This is a genomic window from Soonwooa sp., from assembly GCF_032062245.1.
Taxonomy (GTDB): Bacteria; Bacteroidota; Bacteroidia; order Flavobacteriales; family Weeksellaceae; genus Soonwooa.
In genome coordinates this window covers 1-17,978 of the sequence record NZ_DAMBQF010000016.1, presented here as the reverse complement: position 1 = coordinate 17,978, position 17,978 = coordinate 1, and the positions used below count along the sequence as shown (strand labels likewise).

Genomic DNA, 17,978 nt, shown 5'->3' with positions numbered 1-17,978 from the left:
ATAAATTCGACATAAGTTTTTAAACCATGAAAAAACTATTATACCTTTTTTTACTATTACTATTATGGTCGTGTAACAAAAACATAGATCATGACTATGGTTTTTATTATTGGAGAAGCACATTTGGTTTAAATCAAGAAGAATCTAAACTTCTCAACCAATCGAAAGTAGAAAATCTTTACACTCGTTTCTTTGATATACAAAAAAGTGGAAACAATTATGAAGCTGTTGGTATTTTAAAAAGGAAAGACACTTCTAAAATCAATAAAATAATAGTTCCTGTTGTATTCATCACCAACGAAACTTGGTACAAAATTTCAAAACAAGACGTCACGCTTTTAGCACAAAAAACCTTTGATCAAGTTAATGAGATTTCAAAAAAAATGAATTTTGATTTGGCTAACGAAATCCAAATTGACAGCGATTGGACAAAAGGAACAAAGGACGATTACTTTCTATTTTTGAAAGAACTTCAACGTATTTCGAAACGCGACATTACATCGACATTGCGTCTGCATCAGGTAAGAGATAAAAAAACAATGGGAGTTCCGCCAGTTAAAAAGTTGTATTTGATGTGTTATTCGACGTCTTCGCCTTTAGAAAAATCTCATAAAAATTCGATTTTAGATTTAAAACTTTTAAAATCCTATCTCAGCAACATCGAAGATTATCCTGTGAAACTTGACATTGCTCTTCCAATCTACTCGTGGGCGATTGTGACCAATCATTTAGGAAAACACAAACTCATTAACGCCGTAAAAACTTCCGATTTAGAAAATCCAAATTTTGAAAAAGTTGGCGAAAACAACTATAAAGTTTTGAAAGATGACTTCTATTTTGGGATGTATCTTAACAAAGGTTTCGAAATAAAAGTTGAAGAAATCCCCGAATCGGATATCCAAGAAAGTATTAACTTTATCGACAACAAGCTAAAATATCCTTACCAAATTATCTATTATCATCTAGATAGCCAGTTTACACAACATTATAAAAACATTCTGAAATAAATTATGAAAAAAATAGGTATCAGTGCGCTTCTTCTCTTTGCGCTCAATCAACAGACACAAGCTTGTGCTTGGTACGATCCAGATTACGAATATTTTAATCTCTTCACGCAGAGCATTATTAAAGACAAATCTTACCTGCCGTTTTTGTTAAGTTATTCTTCCAAATTCTATGGTGATGAAGTCCATGTTCATGATGAAAATATCGAAGCTTGGCAGAAATTTTTCGGAAATAAATACAATTATGCCGAGACCGAATATCTAGTGAATAAAGTTTCTTATTATGATCTTAATGAGTTTAAAAAAGGAAAGACTAACAATACATTTTTAAAAAAGTTAGGACCGAATTTTTATACCCAAAATAAGGAAGCCATTGATTATTTGTTACAAGCAAAATATATGGAGCCTTATATGCAAATCAAATTTGTGGGTAATCCAGACAACTATTATTTTTCGGAGCAAACGGCCTCTGTTAATGCGAGTAATTTGAATTTTAACAATACCATGACCGCATTAACCAACCTTTATAATGCAGCAAAAAATCCTGAAATAAAGCTACGTTACGCTTATCAAATAGTAAGATTTAATCATTATACCCAGAATTATCAACAAGCCGTTGACGCTTTCAAAAAATATGTTGAACCTCTTAATCTAAAGTCAGCGCCTTATTATTTAGCTTTGGATCAAATGGCTGGTGCGTTGCGTGGTTTAGGAAAAGGTCAGGACGCGAATTGGAATTTCTTTAAAGTATTTTCGTTTTCAAAAGCGAGAAAAGAGTCGGCTTTCACATCGATGCAATTGTCGGATAGTACGTCTTTCAAAGATCTGATGGCGCGCGCACAATCACCGGAAGAGAAGAATATGGCGACTTTCCTGTTAGCTTATCGAGATTACAGCAACCCGATTCCTGCGATGGAAAAAATGTATGACATCGATCCAAATTCAGAAATCTTGAAAGTTCTTGCAGCACGAAGCATCAACGAGTTGGAGCGAAGCTATCTTCCGATTATGTACAATTCTGACGAGGTTAACAACCAAGGAGAAGCGACAACTAGTGGAAATTCAAAGGAAAATTCTAGCACAAAATCTACAACATCAACTACAGAACAAAAAGTTGAGAAACCTAGCTTTTGGTCGAGAATTGTCAGCTTTTTCAAAAACTTATTTGGTGGAAGTTCTGACGATTCAACAGAAAGAGGCGCAAACTTAAGCGACAAATCTTATCTCAATAATCCTAATAGAATTCCGTTTTTCTCAGCAAAGGATAATCTTTGGGATGACAACGACAAAGTCCTCAACTACATCGATGATTTTGATAAATTTATTGATAAAACAAAAGACAAATCAAACGACGAATTTTGGAAAATTGCCTCTGCTTATCTTAAGTTTTTGAAAAAAGATTACGATGCGAGTAATAATATTTTGAACGATATTAAAACCAACAATCCTGAATATCTTCAAGAAATCAAAAAAATGAAAGCGCTAAATGCTATCGTTTCGCAACCGAAAATTGATGCAGATTTCGAAAACAAATTAATGACCGAATACAAAGAGTATTTCATTAAACCTGAGAAAAAAGCAAGTGACAGTACAGAATATTACGATTATTCGCCGCCATCAACTTCAGATTTTTTGGTTGATATTTTAGCAAATCGTTACTTTTTGCAAGGTGAAGATGGAAAAGCTTATTTGATGAACAATTCGTTATCGTCTTTACAATACAGCCCAAACGCAGATTTGGCGAAAAAACTACAATCATTCATTAACAAAGACAACAAAACCGCTTTCGAAAAAGAAGTTGTTTCTAAAAATATTGACATCAAAGGAAATCCTGATGCGTTTTTCAATTTAATCTATGGTGATCAAGAAATGCGAAATGCAAATTTCACTAAGGCGAAAGATTACTATTCTAAAATAAAAGATTTTGGAGGTTTAAATGATTTAAGTATGTACAATAATACTAATGATAACAAGACGCCGACAGATCCTAGTATTTATAATGGTTTTAATAATATATCGCCATTAGTTTTTGGCCATAATGTATGGGAGAGTTTTGGAAGCGCTGAAACCGAAAGTATGAAAGCTGAAAGTTTTGTATCGGATTTCCCAATGATCGGAGCAGATATGAACAAATTGGAATTAGCAAATACCGCGATTGAACTTCAAAAAATTGGAGCGGGAACTGGTCCGAAGGCAGCGCAAGCCAATCAGTTAATCGGAAACATGTTGTACAACTCTTCTATTTTGGGATATTATCGCGAACTTTTTGTGATGGATCTTAACAATGCTGGTTGGAACAAATATGATTTTTGGAAAACCGACACTCCGTACAAATATTACTACAAAAACTATTCGTACACGAGTTATATAAAACCAGAGAATTTTGATTTGTCAATTAATTATTACAAAAAAGCTTTGGATCAAACAACTGACAAAGACCAAAAAGCAAGAATCTTGTTCCAAATGGCAAGTGCGGAGCAAGGAAAATATTATCAGTGGGAGTCTAAACAACAAAATAATTTATCTTGGGACGATCCTAACTATGAACAAAAACGTAAAGCTTTTGATGCACAAATTGACAAAACTAAAAATGACAAATACAGAACTTATTTTGCACAGTTAAAACAAAACTATGCGGATACGCAGTCCTTCAAAGATTTGCAAAGTAGATGTCTTTATTTTAAATATTATACCACTAAGTAAATATGAAAACTCTTCTTTTAGGTTTTGGTCTTTTGACATTATTAAATTGTAACGCATCAAAATCCAATACTGGTGATAGCAAAAACCATGATAGTCAATTAATTGGAAAATGGTCTATGGCATTTGACAATGCATCAATCACGAGGTCTCGCACAATAACCAGAGCCGCGGATGGAAAATTTGTCGCAGATAATGCAACAAAAATCCAAGGTCGTGCCCAACGCTATCAAACTTCTGGAACTTGGTGGACAGAGAATGGATTTTATTACGAAGCCAACATACAATCTGGCGACACCATTAAATACAAATACAAAGTCGACAATGTAGCGAAGTTAAGTTTTGAAAAAGAACCAAGCGCAGAAGAAGATTATAAATACTTTGAAGTACGCCAATAAATAACAAAAAAGAGATGGAAAATTCCATCTCTTTTTTTATTCTATTTAATAAAGAAATTAATTCTTCTCAAATTTGGTAGATGATGATTCGCCGTTAATATTGGTTTTAATAAGGTAAAGACCTTTAAGCAATTTAGAAACGTTAATCTGTGCATCTTTAGATTCACCCTTCATCACAAGTTGACCAGCAGCATTGAAGATCTCGTAAACAACTGTAGATTTCACATTAGAGAAATGTACAACATCAACAACTGGATTTGGATAAAGTTTAACAGCAGTTTTGTTAACTTCAGAAGTTGCAAGAGCTCCTAAAGTAAACTTCTTAACTGCGTAGAACACATTATTAATTGCAGAAACTCTTACGATAACTGTTTTGTTAGCTAACTCCGCTGGGAAAGTTACAGAAGCGGCTCCGTTATTAGGAGTTGTCTCCAAAAGCGTCACCCAAGTCGCACCATTATCAGCAGTATAATCAACTTTGACATTAGTAACATTATATGGTGAAGCATTTGTCCCCGAAACAACCCAAGTTAAATTAATAGGACTACCAGCACTACCAGTTGGTGCGTTTACAGTGAAAGCTGCAGCAGATCCAACAACAATTTTTTGTGTTGCATAGGCAGTTTGCGCTTGACCAGCTGGTTTGTTATCTCTAACTGTCACTCGGAAATTAGAAGTTTTTGTAACGGTGGACACCGCTTCGAAGTCCAAAGTATTTTTAAGATTACCCGCTAAAACTGTTGCTAATTTTGGAAAATATCGAGTTGGGCTAGTCGATGGCATCCATGATCTAAAGCTTGCACCACTTGTTGTGTTACCAATATTTGATTTTGTAACACCGTTTGCCAATTTACTAGGATTCATTTCTACCCAAGAATAAGTTAAAGCATCACCATCTGGATCTGTTGCTTGAGCCGTTAATACAAAAGCTGTAGATTTTGGAATAGTATAAGTTGTAGGCATCGCAGTAACAACTGGCGTCCCGTTAGTAATAGGATTTTTCACACTCACATTGCCAGATAATACTGTCTGCACTTGATCGATACTTATTGAATGGAAATATGGATCAGAATGTGATTGTAAATCTGTTGATGACCCTGTAATACCAGCATAACCCATAATTGTCGATCCAGAACCTGGTTCTACTTCAGTATTCAAATATTGTTCGTAGAAACTATATGTGTGGCTATCTCCCAACTGGTGTCCCATCTCGTGAGCAACATAATCGATATCAAAACTATCACCAAATGGTTTATCATCGCCTGGAGACGTAATGCCACTACCTTTATAATTGTTTGGAGAATTAAATGCATAACCACAACCGTCTGGATCGCTAGCTGAAACAGCTGTATAAGACACATCATTGCTACCTATACAACCTATACACCCTGCATTACCGCCACCTCCAGTAGCACCGAATAAGTGTCCAATGTCAAAACTAGCATCTGTTACACCATATTGTCCACCGTGCAAAACATTCATTAATTCATAATTCCATTTACACATTTGTGATGATGAACTATAAGGATCGCTTGATGCAGATTCAAAAATTAAAGCTGGAGCATCAATAGCATTAACATGAAGGTTAAATTCTTGCTCAAACACAGCATTAACACGTGTAAGAGTCGCATTAATTTGTGCTAAAGCATTTGCCTTACCTCCAAAATAACTTGTATATTCACCAGTTACAGACATTGCCAAACGAAGGGTGTGGGAGGTTTTATTACTGGATTTACTTGCAGTAGCCGCCTCATCTTTTAGTTTTTGCAAACGTGCTACAGATTCTGGATTTTCTTTAGTACTACAAATAAAAGAATGTCCATTTTTATTAGATTTTTCACTAATAGCATAGTAAGTTTTATCTAAACTCGTTGGACTGATAAACTCGTATCTGTCACCACCCATAATTGTAGCTTGGAAATCATTGGGCGCAACACTAAAACGAATTGTTTTAGTAGGATCGTCAATTCCAACGCCCACATACGAACCTAGATTATATCGTTTCGCTAAAGCTTCGTCCATTACGGGAAAGCTATTTACTGCGAAACGTTCTATCTTTCCAGAAGTTGTTGGGACATACACATTAACCGTTTGTCCTGCTCCAACTTTGGAAGCTGATAGTAACTGCGTTTGTATTTGCTTGATGTCAACTTTATAAAAACTTGCATTATTAAGATTGCTGTTTTTAAGTTCAATACTGCTAGGCGTTACTTTTATCCATTGTGCATGTAGCATAGGAACTGATAGCGCCAAAGCAAAAGTTGTAATTATTAATTTCATAAAAATAAAAAGTTAGGGCGCAAATATATTACTTCAACAACAAAAACGCGCATAACATTAATAATATTTAATTAAATTTTAAGAACTAAATACATTTTATGAATTAAATTGTACTCTTATAACATATAGAATAAAATTTAATTTTTGATATGATTTTCAAAATTAAAAAAGCGGCCTCAAAATTTTGAGGTCGCCTCTTGTCAAAGAAATATTAAATTGAAAAATGAAAAAGTGTTTTTAGAATTTGTAGTTAAGTTGTACTGCAAAGTTTCGAGGCTGAATTTGGTCAATGTAACCTCCTCTGAAATACGAATTGTAACCAACAGCATCAAAAATATTATTAAAGAAAACACGAACACCCACTCCATTTTTAAGTGCATAACCAACCTGCGCATCCACTGTAGTATACTCTTTCATCATAAATGGTTTTAAACCAGGAGTTACGCTATTAACATGTAATGTATTAATAGTTTTTTGTGTCCATTCATCTACAGGTCTTTGTCCTACATAATATATTCCGGCTCCAACATCTAATCTATTTAAAATACCTTGATTGAATTTATAATTCAACCATACATTAGCTGTATGCTTTGGAGAATTCATAGGTGCTGATCCGTTAACATAAGATGGACTATTTTGGTATTGTGCATCAAGATATGCCCAACCTGTCATAACTTGAAGATTTGGAAGAATTCTACCAATTAACTCTACTTCCACTCCTTTTCTTTTCAACTCTCCAGCCAATCCGTATAAACCTGTTGATTGACCAGCTTCATTATTAATAGCATAAGAAAGATTATCCGTCTTAATATCGAACAAAGTTACATTAAACCTAAGTTTTTCATTTAGCCAGTCCGATTTAATCCCTGCTTCCCATTGTTCTGTTATTGATGCTCCAACGGTTCCTCCTCCGAATAATGGATTCATAGAGCTTCTCAAAGCGGTTGTTGTTGTATACGATCCAAATACATTGAGGTTCTCTACAGGGAACAACATTAATCCAAAAGAAGGATTCCAAGCTTCATTCTTCATTCCTTCTTTCGCAGCATTTAGATGGCTATATCGAATACCCAAATGAGCTTTCACATATTTATTAACTGTAATAACATCTTGAGCCATAAATCCAAACGTACTTGCCAGCGTATTGATTGGTGTCTTGGCACTCCAAGTTATATCATAAGGTAATTGGTTATTAATATCGGTAAGTACATTAATTTGATCAACATTTTTTATTATTGTTCCATCTGATTTCTTAGCATCATATGCAGTACTTGTTACATCTGTTTCTTTCCAATCAAATCCTAATTGAAAAGTATGCTTCAAGAATCCTGTTTGCACATCTTGACCAATTAAATCCAACTGTAAAACTTTGTTAATATCTTCTTTGCCACTTCGGCCGATAGTACGATTTCTTAGTTCATTTGGATTTTTCGAATCAACTGGAGACAAAGAAGCTCCAATATTATCAGAGTGGTATGACGAACTCATGTAAGCTGCTCTTAATTTCAACTTGTCGGTTAATTTTCTAGTAGCAGCAGTTGAAAAGTTAAAACTATTAGTTTTTACATTATCTGATGAGAAACCAAGGAATTTTCCTTTTGGCATTTCATACAATGCGTTAATATCTCCTGTTGCCAAATTAACCGTTCCTCTATCTGGTGTAGTATTGTTGTGCATATAATCCATTTCAACAATAATTTCCGTTTTATCATCTGGTCTAATAGCAAATGATGGATTTACATAAATTCTGTCTGTAGATACATAATCTCTGAATGAATTATTATTCTGATAAGCGGCATTAAATCTAAATGCTAGTTGCCCTTTAGAATCTAATACACGTTGAATATCTAATGTTGGTCTATAAAAATCCCAACTTCCATATCTAAATCCGACATTTCCTTTGTTAATAAATTGAGGTCCCTTTGTTACCACATTGATAACTCCTCCAGCTGCTCCAAGTCCGTCTCCAATACCTTGCGTAACTGCAGCAGAACCTTTAATAACCTGAATACTTTCAACACCTTGCATATCTGTTAGCATCGCTCCGGTTCTGAAGTCAGAATCCATCATCACTCCATTTTTAAGAACAGGAACTCCACGATATCCTCTAATAGACATACTCTCTCTTGTTCCTCCGTAGCTCCCAAACTGGGTTACTCCAGGAATATTTTTGGCTACCTCTGTAATTGTTAATCCTCCTAGATTCTCAATTACTTTGTGTGAAATAACAGAGATACTTTGTATTTGCTCTCTAGTCTTAAGTGGTAGTCTCGTAATCACTTCTAATCCTTCTGGTTGTCTATTTTTCAAACCAAAAAGTTCAACTTCTTCTATTTCAGTTTCTTTCTTTAGAGTGTCCTTCTTAACTTGTTGTGCGTTAGCGAAAGCACCAGCAAGAATAAGGATAGAAACAGATACTAATTTGTTCATGTATTTATTTTTTACAAATCTATTATTTTTATTAATTCTAAATAAACGCTGATGAATGATTTTTGTCACGAACAAGCATAAAAAAAATCCCTTTCCAAATAATGGAAAGGGATTCTATAATCATAGCAAAGTATGCTAGTATCACACTTTAATTTCTACATCAACACCTGAAGGAAGTTCTAACTTCATAAGAGCGTCTACAGTTTTAGAAGAAGAAGAGTAGATATCCATCAATCTCTTGTGAGCTGATAATTGGAATTGTTCTCTTGCTTTCTTGTTAACGTGCGGAGATCTCAACACAGTGAAGATTCTTTTGTTAGTTGGTAAAGGGATTGGACCGTTAACTACAGCACCAGTTGCTTTAACCGTTTTTACGATTTTCTCAGCAGATTTGTCTACTAAATTGTAATCGTAAGACTTAAGTTTTATTCTGATTCTTTGTGACATTTTAATCTAATTTAAAATTAACCTTTAGCTTTAGCGATTACGTCTTCAGCAACGTTATTAGGAGCAGCTTCGTATCTTTCGAATTCCATAGAAGACGATGCTCTACCAGAAGATAATGTTCTTAATGATGTTACATAACCAAACATTTCTGAAAGTGGAACGAATGCTTTGATAACTTTAGCGTTATTTCTGTCATCCATACCGTTAACTGTACCTCTTCTTCTGTTAAGGTCACCAACGATATCTCCCATATATTCTTCTGGAGTTACTACTTCAAGTTTCATGATTGGCTCCATGATAACAGCTTTAGCAGCTTTACCAACAGATTTGAAACCTAACTTAGCAGCTAATTCGAAAGATAATTGATCAGAGTCAACCGCGTGGAATGAACCGTCCTTAAGAGTAACTTTCATTGAGTCAACTTCGAATCCTGCTAATGGACCATTTTTCATTGCTTCTTTGAAACCTTTCTCTACTGAAGGGATAAATTCCTTAGGAATGTTACCACCTTTAATTTCGTTAACGAATTCAAGACCTGTTTTACCTTCGTCTGCAGGACCAATTTCGAATACGATATCTGCGAACTTACCTCTACCACCTGATTGTTTTTTGTAAACTTCTCTGTGGTTAGCTGTAACTGTTAAAGCTTCTTTGTACTCTACTTGAGGTTGTCCTTGGTTAACTTCAACCTTGAACTCTCTTCTCATACGGTCTACGATGATATCTAAGTGAAGCTCACCCATACCAGAGATGATCGTTTGTCCAGAAGCCTCGTCAGTTTTAACCGTGAAAGTTGGATCTTCTTCAGCCAATTTGGCCAAAGCGTTACCCATTTTATCTTGGTCAGCCTTAGTTTTAGGCTCAACTGCGATACCAATTACTGGATCTGGGAAAACCATAGATTCAAGAACGATAGGGCTCTTTTCATCACATAATGTATCACCTGTTTTAATATCTTTAAATCCTACAGCAGCACCAATATCACCAGCCTCGATAAATTCGATAGGCTCTTGCTTATTAGCGTGCATTTGGAAGATACGAGAGATTCTTTCTCTGTTACCAGATCTTGTGTTAAGAATATAAGAACCAGCATCTAATCTACCAGAGTAAGCTCTAAAGAATGCTAAACGACCTACGAATGGGTCAGTAGCAATTTTGAATGCTAAGGCTGCGAATGGATCATTAACAGATGGTTTTCTGCTAATAGGCTCATCAGTCTTAGGGTTAGTACCGTGGATCGCTTCTTTATCCATCGGAGATGGTAAATAACGACAAACAGCATCTAACATAAACTGTACACCTTTATTTTTGAATGAAGACCCACAAGTCATTGGAATGATGGACATATCCAAAGTTGCTGCTCTTAAAGCTGTATGGATTTCCTCCTCTGTAATAGAGTTTTCGTCTTCCATAAACTTCTCAAGAAGGTTTTCGTCATAAGCTGCAATCTCTTCGATCAATTGACCTCTGAATTGCTTAACTTCGTCTAACATTGATTCAGGAATGTCAACGATGTCGAAAGTAGAACCATAGTTATCATCATGCCAAACGATAGCTCTATTTTTAACTAAGTCTACAACACCTTTAAAGTCTGCTTCTTCACCAATTGGTAAAACGATAGGCACTGCATTAGAACCTAACATTGTTTTAACTTGGTTACAAACATTAAGGAAGTCTGCACCTTGACGGTCCATTTTGTTTACAAATCCCATTCTAGGAACTTTGTAATTGTCAGCTAGTCTCCAGTTAGTTTCTGATTGTGGCTCAACACCATCAACAGCAGAAAATAAGAACACTAAACCATCTAACACTCTTAATGAACGGTTAACCTCAACAGTAAAGTCAACGTGTCCCGGTGTATCGATTACGTTAAAATGGTAATCTTTAGCATCTGGAAGTGGCTTACCTTGCTCTGTTGGGAATTTCCAATCAACAGTTACAGCTGCAGAAGTAATAGTGATACCTCTTTCTGCTTCTTGCTCCATCCAGTCAGTTGTAGAACCACCTTCGTGAGTTTCCCCAATCTTGTGATTTTTACCTGAATAAAATAAGATACGTTCAGTTGTTGTAGTCTTACCAGCATCAATGTGCGCAGCAATACCAATATTTCTAGTTAATTTAAGATCTCTACTCATTGTCTTAATTAGAATTTAAAGTGAGAGAAAGCTTTGTTAGCTTCTGCCATTTTGTGAGTATCTGTTTTCTTTTTATATGCAGCACCTTCTTCTTTAGCAGCAGCGATAACTTCAGCAGCTAATTTCTGAGCCATTGACTTATCATTTCTTGCTTTAGAGTACTTAATTAACCATTTCATAGCCATAGAAATTTTTCTATCAGCTCTGATTGGCATAGGAATTTGGAAGTTAGCACCTCCAACTCTTCTAGATCTTACTTCTACATGAGGCATAACGTTAGTTAATGCATCTTTCCAGATTTCTAGAGAAGTTTTCTCGTTGTCACCTTTTTTGTTTTCAACGATATCTAACGCATCATAGAAAATCTTGAATGCGATAGACTTCTTCCCGTCTAACATAAGGTTGTTTACAAATCTTGTTACCAATTGATCATTAAACTTCGGATCTGGTAACAACGGTCTTTTTTTAGCTTTTGTCTTTCTCATTGTCTTGTACCTTATTTAATGATTATTTTTTCTTTCCTTTAGCTGGAGCAGCTGCTGCCTGACCTGGTTTTGGTCTCTTAGCACCATACTTCGATCTTCTCTGTGTTCTTCCGTTAACACCTGCAGTGTCTAACGCACCTCTTACGATGTGGTAACGTACTCCCGGTAGGTCTTTCACCCTTCCGCCTCTTACCAATACTATCGAGTGCTCTTGAAGATTATGTCCTTCGCCCGGGATATAAGCGTTGACTTCTTTACCGTTAGAAAGTCTTACCCTTGCAACTTTTCTAAGTGCAGAGTTTGGTTTCTTAGGTGTAGTTGTATATACTCTCGTACATACACCGCGTCTTTGTGGACAAGAATCAAGGGCAGCCGATTTGCTCTTCTTGGCAAGCGTGGCTCTTCCTTTTCTTACTAATTGTTGAATAGTAGGCATTTAATTGCTTTTATTTTAAGGTGCAAAATTATAAATATTTTTTGAAATAACAAAGTTTCATTTCATAAATAATTAAAATATTGATTTACATAATTATGTACCCCCAATATTTCTTTTTAATTTGACTAAAAAAAAACTTGATTTTTCAAAATCTTGGGATTTTTTTGAATGCTTTTAGAAAAGTGTCTGTTTTTTCTATTGAAATGGGTATTTCTACATCATTTTTTAGAACTATAGTTCCTCCATTTACTCTACTAAATTTTAGCGTATGTAATATATTAATTATATATGATTTATGACATCTGAAAAATTGAGAATAAGAAGATAGGGTTTCTTCGAAGTTTTTCAAAATTCTACTTGTAGTATATTTTTTTCCATTGGTTAAGTGTATGTCAGTATAGTTACTATCCGCTTTTAGGTAAAGGATTTCATTTACTTCAATCATTATTAAGTTATTACCATCAGGAATGGCTATCCTTTCTGTATGAGCTATGCTTAACTTAGCTACTTGTAATTTATGAAAAGTGGTGAGCTGTTTCTGTTTATACCGTTCCATTGTTTCTTTTAGTTCTTCTGGGTCAATTGGTTTTAGCAGATAATCCAAGGCTGATGTTTTAAAGGCCTGAATAGCATATTGGTTATATGCTGTTGTAAAGATGATGTTAAATTGGATTTCATCTTTACCAAAAAAATTCACAATTTCTAATCCGTTATATTTTGGCATTTCTATATCAAGGAAAACCATCTCTGGTTGAAATTTTCTTATTGCCAAAACTCCTGATGGCAAATCATCACAGATAGCTACCACTTCTATTTCTGGTGCCACTTGATTGATGACTCCTTTTAAATAAATTTGTGCTCTTTTTTCATCTTCTATTATTATTGCCTTCATTATATTTATATTTTCATTTTTATAGTTACTAGAGTTCCGTTGCTTTCTTCATTCTCATCATATAGATCTGTATAATCTATTGTGATATTATATTGATCTTTATTCAGTAACATTATACGGTCTAAATTAGCTTTAGTTGCAAAAGATTTAGGTTTAGAGGTATTGAGTTTATTTAATTCTGCTGATTTTACTCTACCTATTCCGTTATCTTTTATTGTGGTGATTAATTGACGAGTTCTATCAACACGAAATTCTATTGAGAGATTTTTTTCTCCGTTACTATGAGCAAGTCCGTGTAAAATGGCATTTTCTACATAAGGCTGAAAAAGCATCGTTGGGATTCTTACATCATTCAAAAAAATGTCTTGCTCATAGTAAATTTTAAAGTTAAAATCTTCAAACCTCATTTTTTGTAATTCTAAATAAAGTTTCAGAGTATCTATTTCATCTTGTAAGGCAACCGTATCTGTGTCTGATAGTTCTAAAATTTTTCTTGTTAATTTAGAAAATTTAGACAAATAGGCTGATGCAACTTGGGTGTCATTAGTAAATATATAGGATTGGATATTATTGATGGCATTGAAAAAGAAATGAGGATTCATCTGGGATTTGATGAGTTGTAATTTTGATTCTTTTAAATTTTTTTCTAAAGTTATTTGCGCTATTTTCTCTGCATTTTTCCTTTTTAATTGTATAATTTTCCAGCGATACAGCAAGGAGCTCATGAGTAAAAAACTACATATGATTATAGTGATAAACCAAGCACGCTTCCATAAAGGCGGTAAAATTTCAAATGTAATGGGTTTTATAGTGAATTTAATTTCTGACGTGTTTTTGTTCATTAACCCCAGCTGAATAGAATATTCTCCAGGCGCTAACGCTACGAGTTTTATATTTTTAGAATTATTGTTTAAATTTTTTAATACGCCATTAACTTTATAAACAATTTGATAATCATCATCAAAATCAAAATTTAATACATTAAAATTTATTTGGACATCATTTTCTGAATATTTAAGTTTTTTTTCTAAAGAAACTAACATACCATTAACTGCAATGTTTTCAATAATTATTTGAGGAGTTTGAAATGATGTAAATGAGGTCTTTCTATTGTCAATTTTTATAATTTTATCTTCTGTTATAGCGTAGTAACTGCCTTTAAAATAGTTAATCCCTTTTATTCTTAAAAATTTTCCTAGAGAAAAAAGTTTATTAAACTGATAAGATTGAAGTTTAAAAACAGTGTTTTTATCTATCAATAAAACCTGATTTTCGTCCTTTAACATTAGATTAAAAAGACGATTAGTTTTAATTTTTTTGATAGCCAATCCTTTAATTTCAAATAGCTCTCCATGGTTGCTCAGCGCAATTACCCTATCATTTTCTATAATTAAATTTTTAATATGCAGTATTTTACCATTAAAAAACAAAGAAGACACTTTATTTTTTTTAAGTTCTAGTAACCCATTATTACTTGCAACTAAAACCCTATCATATAGAGCATCATAAACAATAGATTTTCCTCTTATATTTGTAAGTAGATTATTTTCCCAAGTTAATTTTGGACGAGTAGAAATGGTATTAACAAAACCAGTTCCTGATACTAAAAAACGATTTTCAGAAAAAGGAAAAAGATGTTTTACCGCACTATTATAATGTGCAATTCGCTTGCTTTTTTTGTGTTGAATATAAAAGCCATTTGCTGAGAAAAAATTATAATCTACATCAGCATTAAAATTAAGGTAATAAACAGGATAAGCATCTTTACTTTGCCAATAGTTTTGATACTGTAGTTTTTCATTTAAGGTATAAATTTTACCAGAGCTCCCTCCCACATAGATTCTCTCACCATCATCTGTAATACTAGTGAACTTTTCACTAGGGATTTGCAATTCTAAAGTCTGAAAATTTTTAATAATATATACTCCATTTTTAAGCGATGAGAACCAAAAAACATTGTTCTTATCTTTAAAAACTTTAGAAATATCATCTTTGGGAAGATTTTTAGTGAACGATAATTCTTTACCATTCATTGAGAAGACTCTTACTCCTTCCTTGGTACATAACCAAACCTCCTGATTGATAATTTCAAAATTTTGAACCTGTTTATCAATAGAAAAATTAGCTAAGTGCGTAAATTTTTCTTTATCAAAACTAAGAAGTTTACACTTAAAATATTTGTCTTGAGTGAAAAAATAAATTTGGTTGCCGAGTTTGTAAGAAAGAACTTTTATACTCCGCTTTATTTCTTTGTTTTCAATAATCTTAGTTTTCCATTTCTTTAGGGATATGGTTTGTGTAGTTTCATTTCCTAAGATAATTTCATCATCTAAAACATCTAAAAAACTGGTTTGGAATTTTTTAATTTTTATATTTTTAATTTTTTTAAGAGAGTACAAATCTCTTATTTCAATACCTTGCCAATGAGCTTTTATTAAATATTGATTAGTAATTACAAAATTAACAAAGCCAATATTATTGGTCTGCGAAAAAGTTTCTAGCTCATCTTTACTGTTTACATAATAAAGATACCCATCAAAAGTTTGATACCAAACTCTACCTAAAACATCTTCTTTTATGTTAGATCCAGATTTAGAATGCAAGTCTGGATGAGAATAAGTTTTAAAATCTACACCATTATACTTTATTAGCCCTTCTTCTGTAGCCAGCCATATAAAGCGTTTTGAATCTTGAAATATATCAAAAACAGTTGAGCTTGGCAATCCAGACTCTGTATTTAATTGATCATAGAAAATATTCTGAGCATTTATAAAAGTCGCCCAGAAAACCAAAAAAAGGTATGATAAAAAGAATTTCATTTTTCTAATTACAAATTAATAAATATTACTCCATGCAAAAAACTATTTCACTCACCGAAAACAAGGTTTCATTTAAAACGGGTGTTAAGTTGAAATTTATAAAAGTCATATTTGTACAACTAATATTAAAATTATGAAAAAATACTTCTACATTTTATTGATTATGATTGGCTTTTTAACAAAAGCGCAAAATCCTATTTATCATTTTAAGTTTGATAATTCATTAGCAGAAACCAATAACCCTGCTCATACCTTTACGATGTATAGTAATGGAGTTACAGCGTCTCCTTATTATTCTCCCGATCGTTTCGGAGCTGCATCTGGATCATTAATTCGTATTCCTAACACAACCAATTTTTTTGTTTCATCTGTACTCCCTAATTTACCTGTTGGTAATGCAGCAAGAACCATATCTTTTTGGGTAAGAATTACAGACATAACTCAGTATGACATTCAGCATTTTGTAGGATATGGTGCTAATTCTAATGGAGAATCTTTTGGATTTAGCCATGGTCCAAACAATACCATAAGAAATTATTATTGGGGAAATGAAACCAACAAAGTCCAATATTTTAAATTTGGAACATGGTATCACATTGCTGCTACTTATAACCCTTCTAGTTCTCTTTCAAAAGGAAATCTTTTTATCAATGGGCAGTTAGTTGGAACCTCTAATATAACAATTAACACGAATAGTTCAGAGAAAAAATTATATATAGGTACAACAGGAGCTTCTGGTTTATCTTCTGACAAAGGTTTCCAGATTGATGATTTGAAAATATATGATACAACCTTAACAGAACAACAGATTTTTAATGAATACCAAGGAGAGGTTACCAACTCTTACCCTACCACCAATTTACTTGCTTATTTTAATTTTGAAAATAATTTAACCAGTCATAACGGAAACTACAAATTTCAAGAAACCAATAATAACAATATCCCTTTTGTAAATACGATTAACGGAAAAGGTATTTCTTTTCAACAATCATATTCATTAATGAATAAAAACGGAATACCAGGAAGCGGTAACATTTCTAACGATCTAGGAAACGAAGAATTTACCATTGCATTTTGGTACTATACTGATGGCATAACTGCTACAATACCTTATCCTACAGTCTTTGAGATGAATGAAACACTGTATTTCAGACATCAAGTAAACCCTACAGCAATTTATGATGCATGGGGCTGGCTTGGCGTGAATAATATTTGGAGTGAAAAGAATATAGGTTTTGGCACAGGTGGTTGGCATCATATTGCAATTGTACATAAAACTTCTGCCAACATAGGAATGCGCATGTACTTTGATGGAATAGATTATGGAATGAATACTAGTGGTTACAATGCTGTAGGATTACTTAACAACCTAAAATCCGTTTATTTAGGTGGCGGTACTAGTGGTGGCACGTTATCTCCTGTAAAAAGATTTAATGGCAAAATTGATGTGTTATTTTTCTATAATCGCGCATTATCATCTCAAGAAATATCACAACTAAAAAATTATAGAACTTCAAATTCACTTTCTGTAAAAGATATAGAAAAAGGAAATAATAAATTTACGATCTTTCCGAATCCAACTTCAGATTATATTCAAATTAAAGGTGAAATTTCAAATAATACTTGGATAAAAATATATGACAATACAGGCAAAATTGCTCTATATAAAACAACATTATCTGAAGAAAAAAAAGTAGCGGTAAATCATCTACCAAAAGGAGTATACACAATTGTAATTGCAACAAAAGAGGGTAATACAGAATCACATAAATTTATCAAAAAATAAAAATGATGAGTAAGCTTATTAACCTGATTATTAAAAAACTTTTTATTGACCCCAATATTAATTAAATAATTAGCCACAAGATGATAAATTTTCTTGTGGCTATTTTTTAATAGGTAGTATCTCACTAACTGTGTAAGTTGAAAAGTTATTCTGAAAAATTTTGAGC

12 protein-coding genes are annotated in these 17,978 nt (G+C 33.3%); 4 read left to right on the top strand and 8 right to left on the bottom strand.

Translation table 11 applies throughout. The features are described from left to right. Positions 1 to 26 precede the first annotated feature (26 nt). Genes RT037_RS08875 through RT037_RS08865 form a run of 3 tightly spaced genes read left to right on the top strand, consistent with a single transcriptional unit; the run spans position 27 to position 4,102 of the window. Positions 27 to 1,007 carry a hypothetical protein gene (locus RT037_RS08875; RefSeq protein ID WP_313030140.1) on the top strand — a complete coding sequence of 327 codons (981 nt, stop codon included), beginning with the start codon at positions 27 to 29 and terminating at the stop codon, positions 1,005 to 1,007. Between the two features lie 3 nt (positions 1,008 to 1,010). Continuing rightward, on the top strand, positions 1,011 to 3,707 hold the full coding sequence (locus tag RT037_RS08870) for a hypothetical protein (RefSeq protein ID WP_313030137.1): 2,697 nt from the start codon (positions 1,011 to 1,013) through the stop codon (positions 3,705 to 3,707). A gap of 2 nt (positions 3,708 to 3,709) precedes the next feature. Continuing rightward, entirely contained in the window at positions 3,710 to 4,102 is a 393-nt protein-coding gene (locus RT037_RS08865) for a hypothetical protein (protein ID WP_312322627.1), read from the top strand. A 57-nt stretch (positions 4,103 to 4,159) separates the two neighbouring features. Here RT037_RS08865 and RT037_RS08860 read toward each other — a convergent pair whose 3' ends face one another. The 8 genes from RT037_RS08860 to RT037_RS08825 all read right to left on the bottom strand — a co-directional run bounded on the left by RT037_RS08860 (position 4,160) and on the right by RT037_RS08825 (position 16,026). Next, the gene (locus RT037_RS08860) at positions 4,160 to 6,382 is read right to left on the bottom strand and encodes a zinc-dependent metalloprotease (protein WP_313030134.1); all 2,223 of its coding nucleotides are present in this window, start codon (positions 6,380 to 6,382) and stop codon (positions 4,160 to 4,162) included. 237 nt (positions 6,383 to 6,619) lie between these two features. After that, complete coding sequence (locus RT037_RS08855) at positions 6,620 to 8,812, bottom strand: TonB-dependent siderophore receptor (protein WP_313030130.1); 2,193 nt, start codon at positions 8,810 to 8,812, stop codon at positions 6,620 to 6,622. 141 nt (positions 8,813 to 8,953) lie between these two features. Further along, positions 8,954 to 9,259 (bottom strand): 30S ribosomal protein S10, encoded by a 306-nt coding sequence (gene rpsJ, locus RT037_RS08850; RefSeq protein ID WP_002661363.1) that lies wholly within the window; start codon positions 9,257 to 9,259, stop codon positions 8,954 to 8,956. A 17-nt stretch (positions 9,260 to 9,276) separates the two neighbouring features. Beyond that, positions 9,277 to 11,394 carry an elongation factor G gene (gene fusA, locus RT037_RS08845; protein WP_313030127.1) on the bottom strand — a complete coding sequence of 706 codons (2,118 nt, stop codon included), beginning with the start codon at positions 11,392 to 11,394 and terminating at the stop codon, positions 9,277 to 9,279. Positions 11,395 to 11,402: 8 nt separating this feature from the next. Beyond that, positions 11,403 to 11,879, bottom strand: coding sequence for a 30S ribosomal protein S7 (gene rpsG / locus RT037_RS08840; protein ID WP_079667158.1), 477 nt, complete (start codon positions 11,877 to 11,879; stop codon positions 11,403 to 11,405). 22 nt (positions 11,880 to 11,901) lie between these two features. Next, positions 11,902 to 12,315, bottom strand: a complete 414-nt coding sequence (rpsL, locus tag RT037_RS08835) for a 30S ribosomal protein S12 (protein ID WP_002983146.1) — start codon at positions 12,313 to 12,315, stop codon at positions 11,902 to 11,904. A 145-nt stretch (positions 12,316 to 12,460) separates the two neighbouring features. Continuing rightward, a complete protein-coding gene (locus tag RT037_RS08830) occupies positions 12,461 to 13,207 on the bottom strand; it encodes a LytR/AlgR family response regulator transcription factor (RefSeq protein WP_243548682.1) in 747 nt (248 codons plus the stop codon). 5 nt (positions 13,208 to 13,212) lie between these two features. Next, complete coding sequence (locus RT037_RS08825; RefSeq protein ID WP_313030123.1) at positions 13,213 to 16,026, bottom strand: histidine kinase; 2,814 nt, start codon at positions 16,024 to 16,026, stop codon at positions 13,213 to 13,215. A 133-nt stretch (positions 16,027 to 16,159) separates the two neighbouring features. Here RT037_RS08825 and RT037_RS08820 point away from each other — a divergent pair, with 133 nt between their 5' ends. Continuing rightward, positions 16,160 to 17,812, top strand: a complete 1,653-nt coding sequence (locus RT037_RS08820; RefSeq protein WP_313030119.1) for a LamG-like jellyroll fold domain-containing protein — start codon at positions 16,160 to 16,162, stop codon at positions 17,810 to 17,812. Positions 17,813 to 17,978: the final 166 nt, after the last annotated feature.

Excerpts from the sequence above, each read along its gene's own strand:
- RT037_RS08875 (WP_313030140.1), top strand. The coding sequence starts at position 27 with ATGAAAAAACTATTATACCTTTTTTTACTATTACTATTATGGTCGTGT.
- RT037_RS08870 (WP_313030137.1), top strand. The coding sequence starts at position 1,011 with ATGAAAAAAATAGGTATCAGTGCGCTTCTTCTCTTTGCGCTCAATCAA.
- RT037_RS08865 (WP_312322627.1), top strand. The coding sequence starts at position 3,710 with ATGAAAACTCTTCTTTTAGGTTTTGGTCTTTTGACATTATTAAATTGT.
- RT037_RS08860 (WP_313030134.1), bottom strand. The coding sequence starts at position 6,382 with ATGAAATTAATAATTACAACTTTTGCTTTGGCGCTATCAGTTCCTATG.
- RT037_RS08855 (WP_313030130.1), bottom strand. The coding sequence starts at position 8,812 with ATGAACAAATTAGTATCTGTTTCTATCCTTATTCTTGCTGGTGCTTTC.
- rpsJ (WP_002661363.1), bottom strand. The coding sequence starts at position 9,259 with ATGTCACAAAGAATCAGAATAAAACTTAAGTCTTACGATTACAATTTA.
- fusA (WP_313030127.1), bottom strand. The coding sequence starts at position 11,394 with ATGAGTAGAGATCTTAAATTAACTAGAAATATTGGTATTGCTGCGCAC.
- rpsG (WP_079667158.1), bottom strand. The coding sequence starts at position 11,879 with ATGAGAAAGACAAAAGCTAAAAAAAGACCGTTGTTACCAGATCCGAAG.
- rpsL (WP_002983146.1), bottom strand. The coding sequence starts at position 12,315 with ATGCCTACTATTCAACAATTAGTAAGAAAAGGAAGAGCCACGCTTGCC.
- RT037_RS08830 (WP_243548682.1), bottom strand. The coding sequence starts at position 13,207 with ATGAAGGCAATAATAATAGAAGATGAAAAAAGAGCACAAATTTATTTA.
- RT037_RS08825 (WP_313030123.1), bottom strand. The coding sequence starts at position 16,026 with ATGAAATTCTTTTTATCATACCTTTTTTTGGTTTTCTGGGCGACTTTT.
- RT037_RS08820 (WP_313030119.1), top strand. The coding sequence starts at position 16,160 with ATGAAAAAATACTTCTACATTTTATTGATTATGATTGGCTTTTTAACA.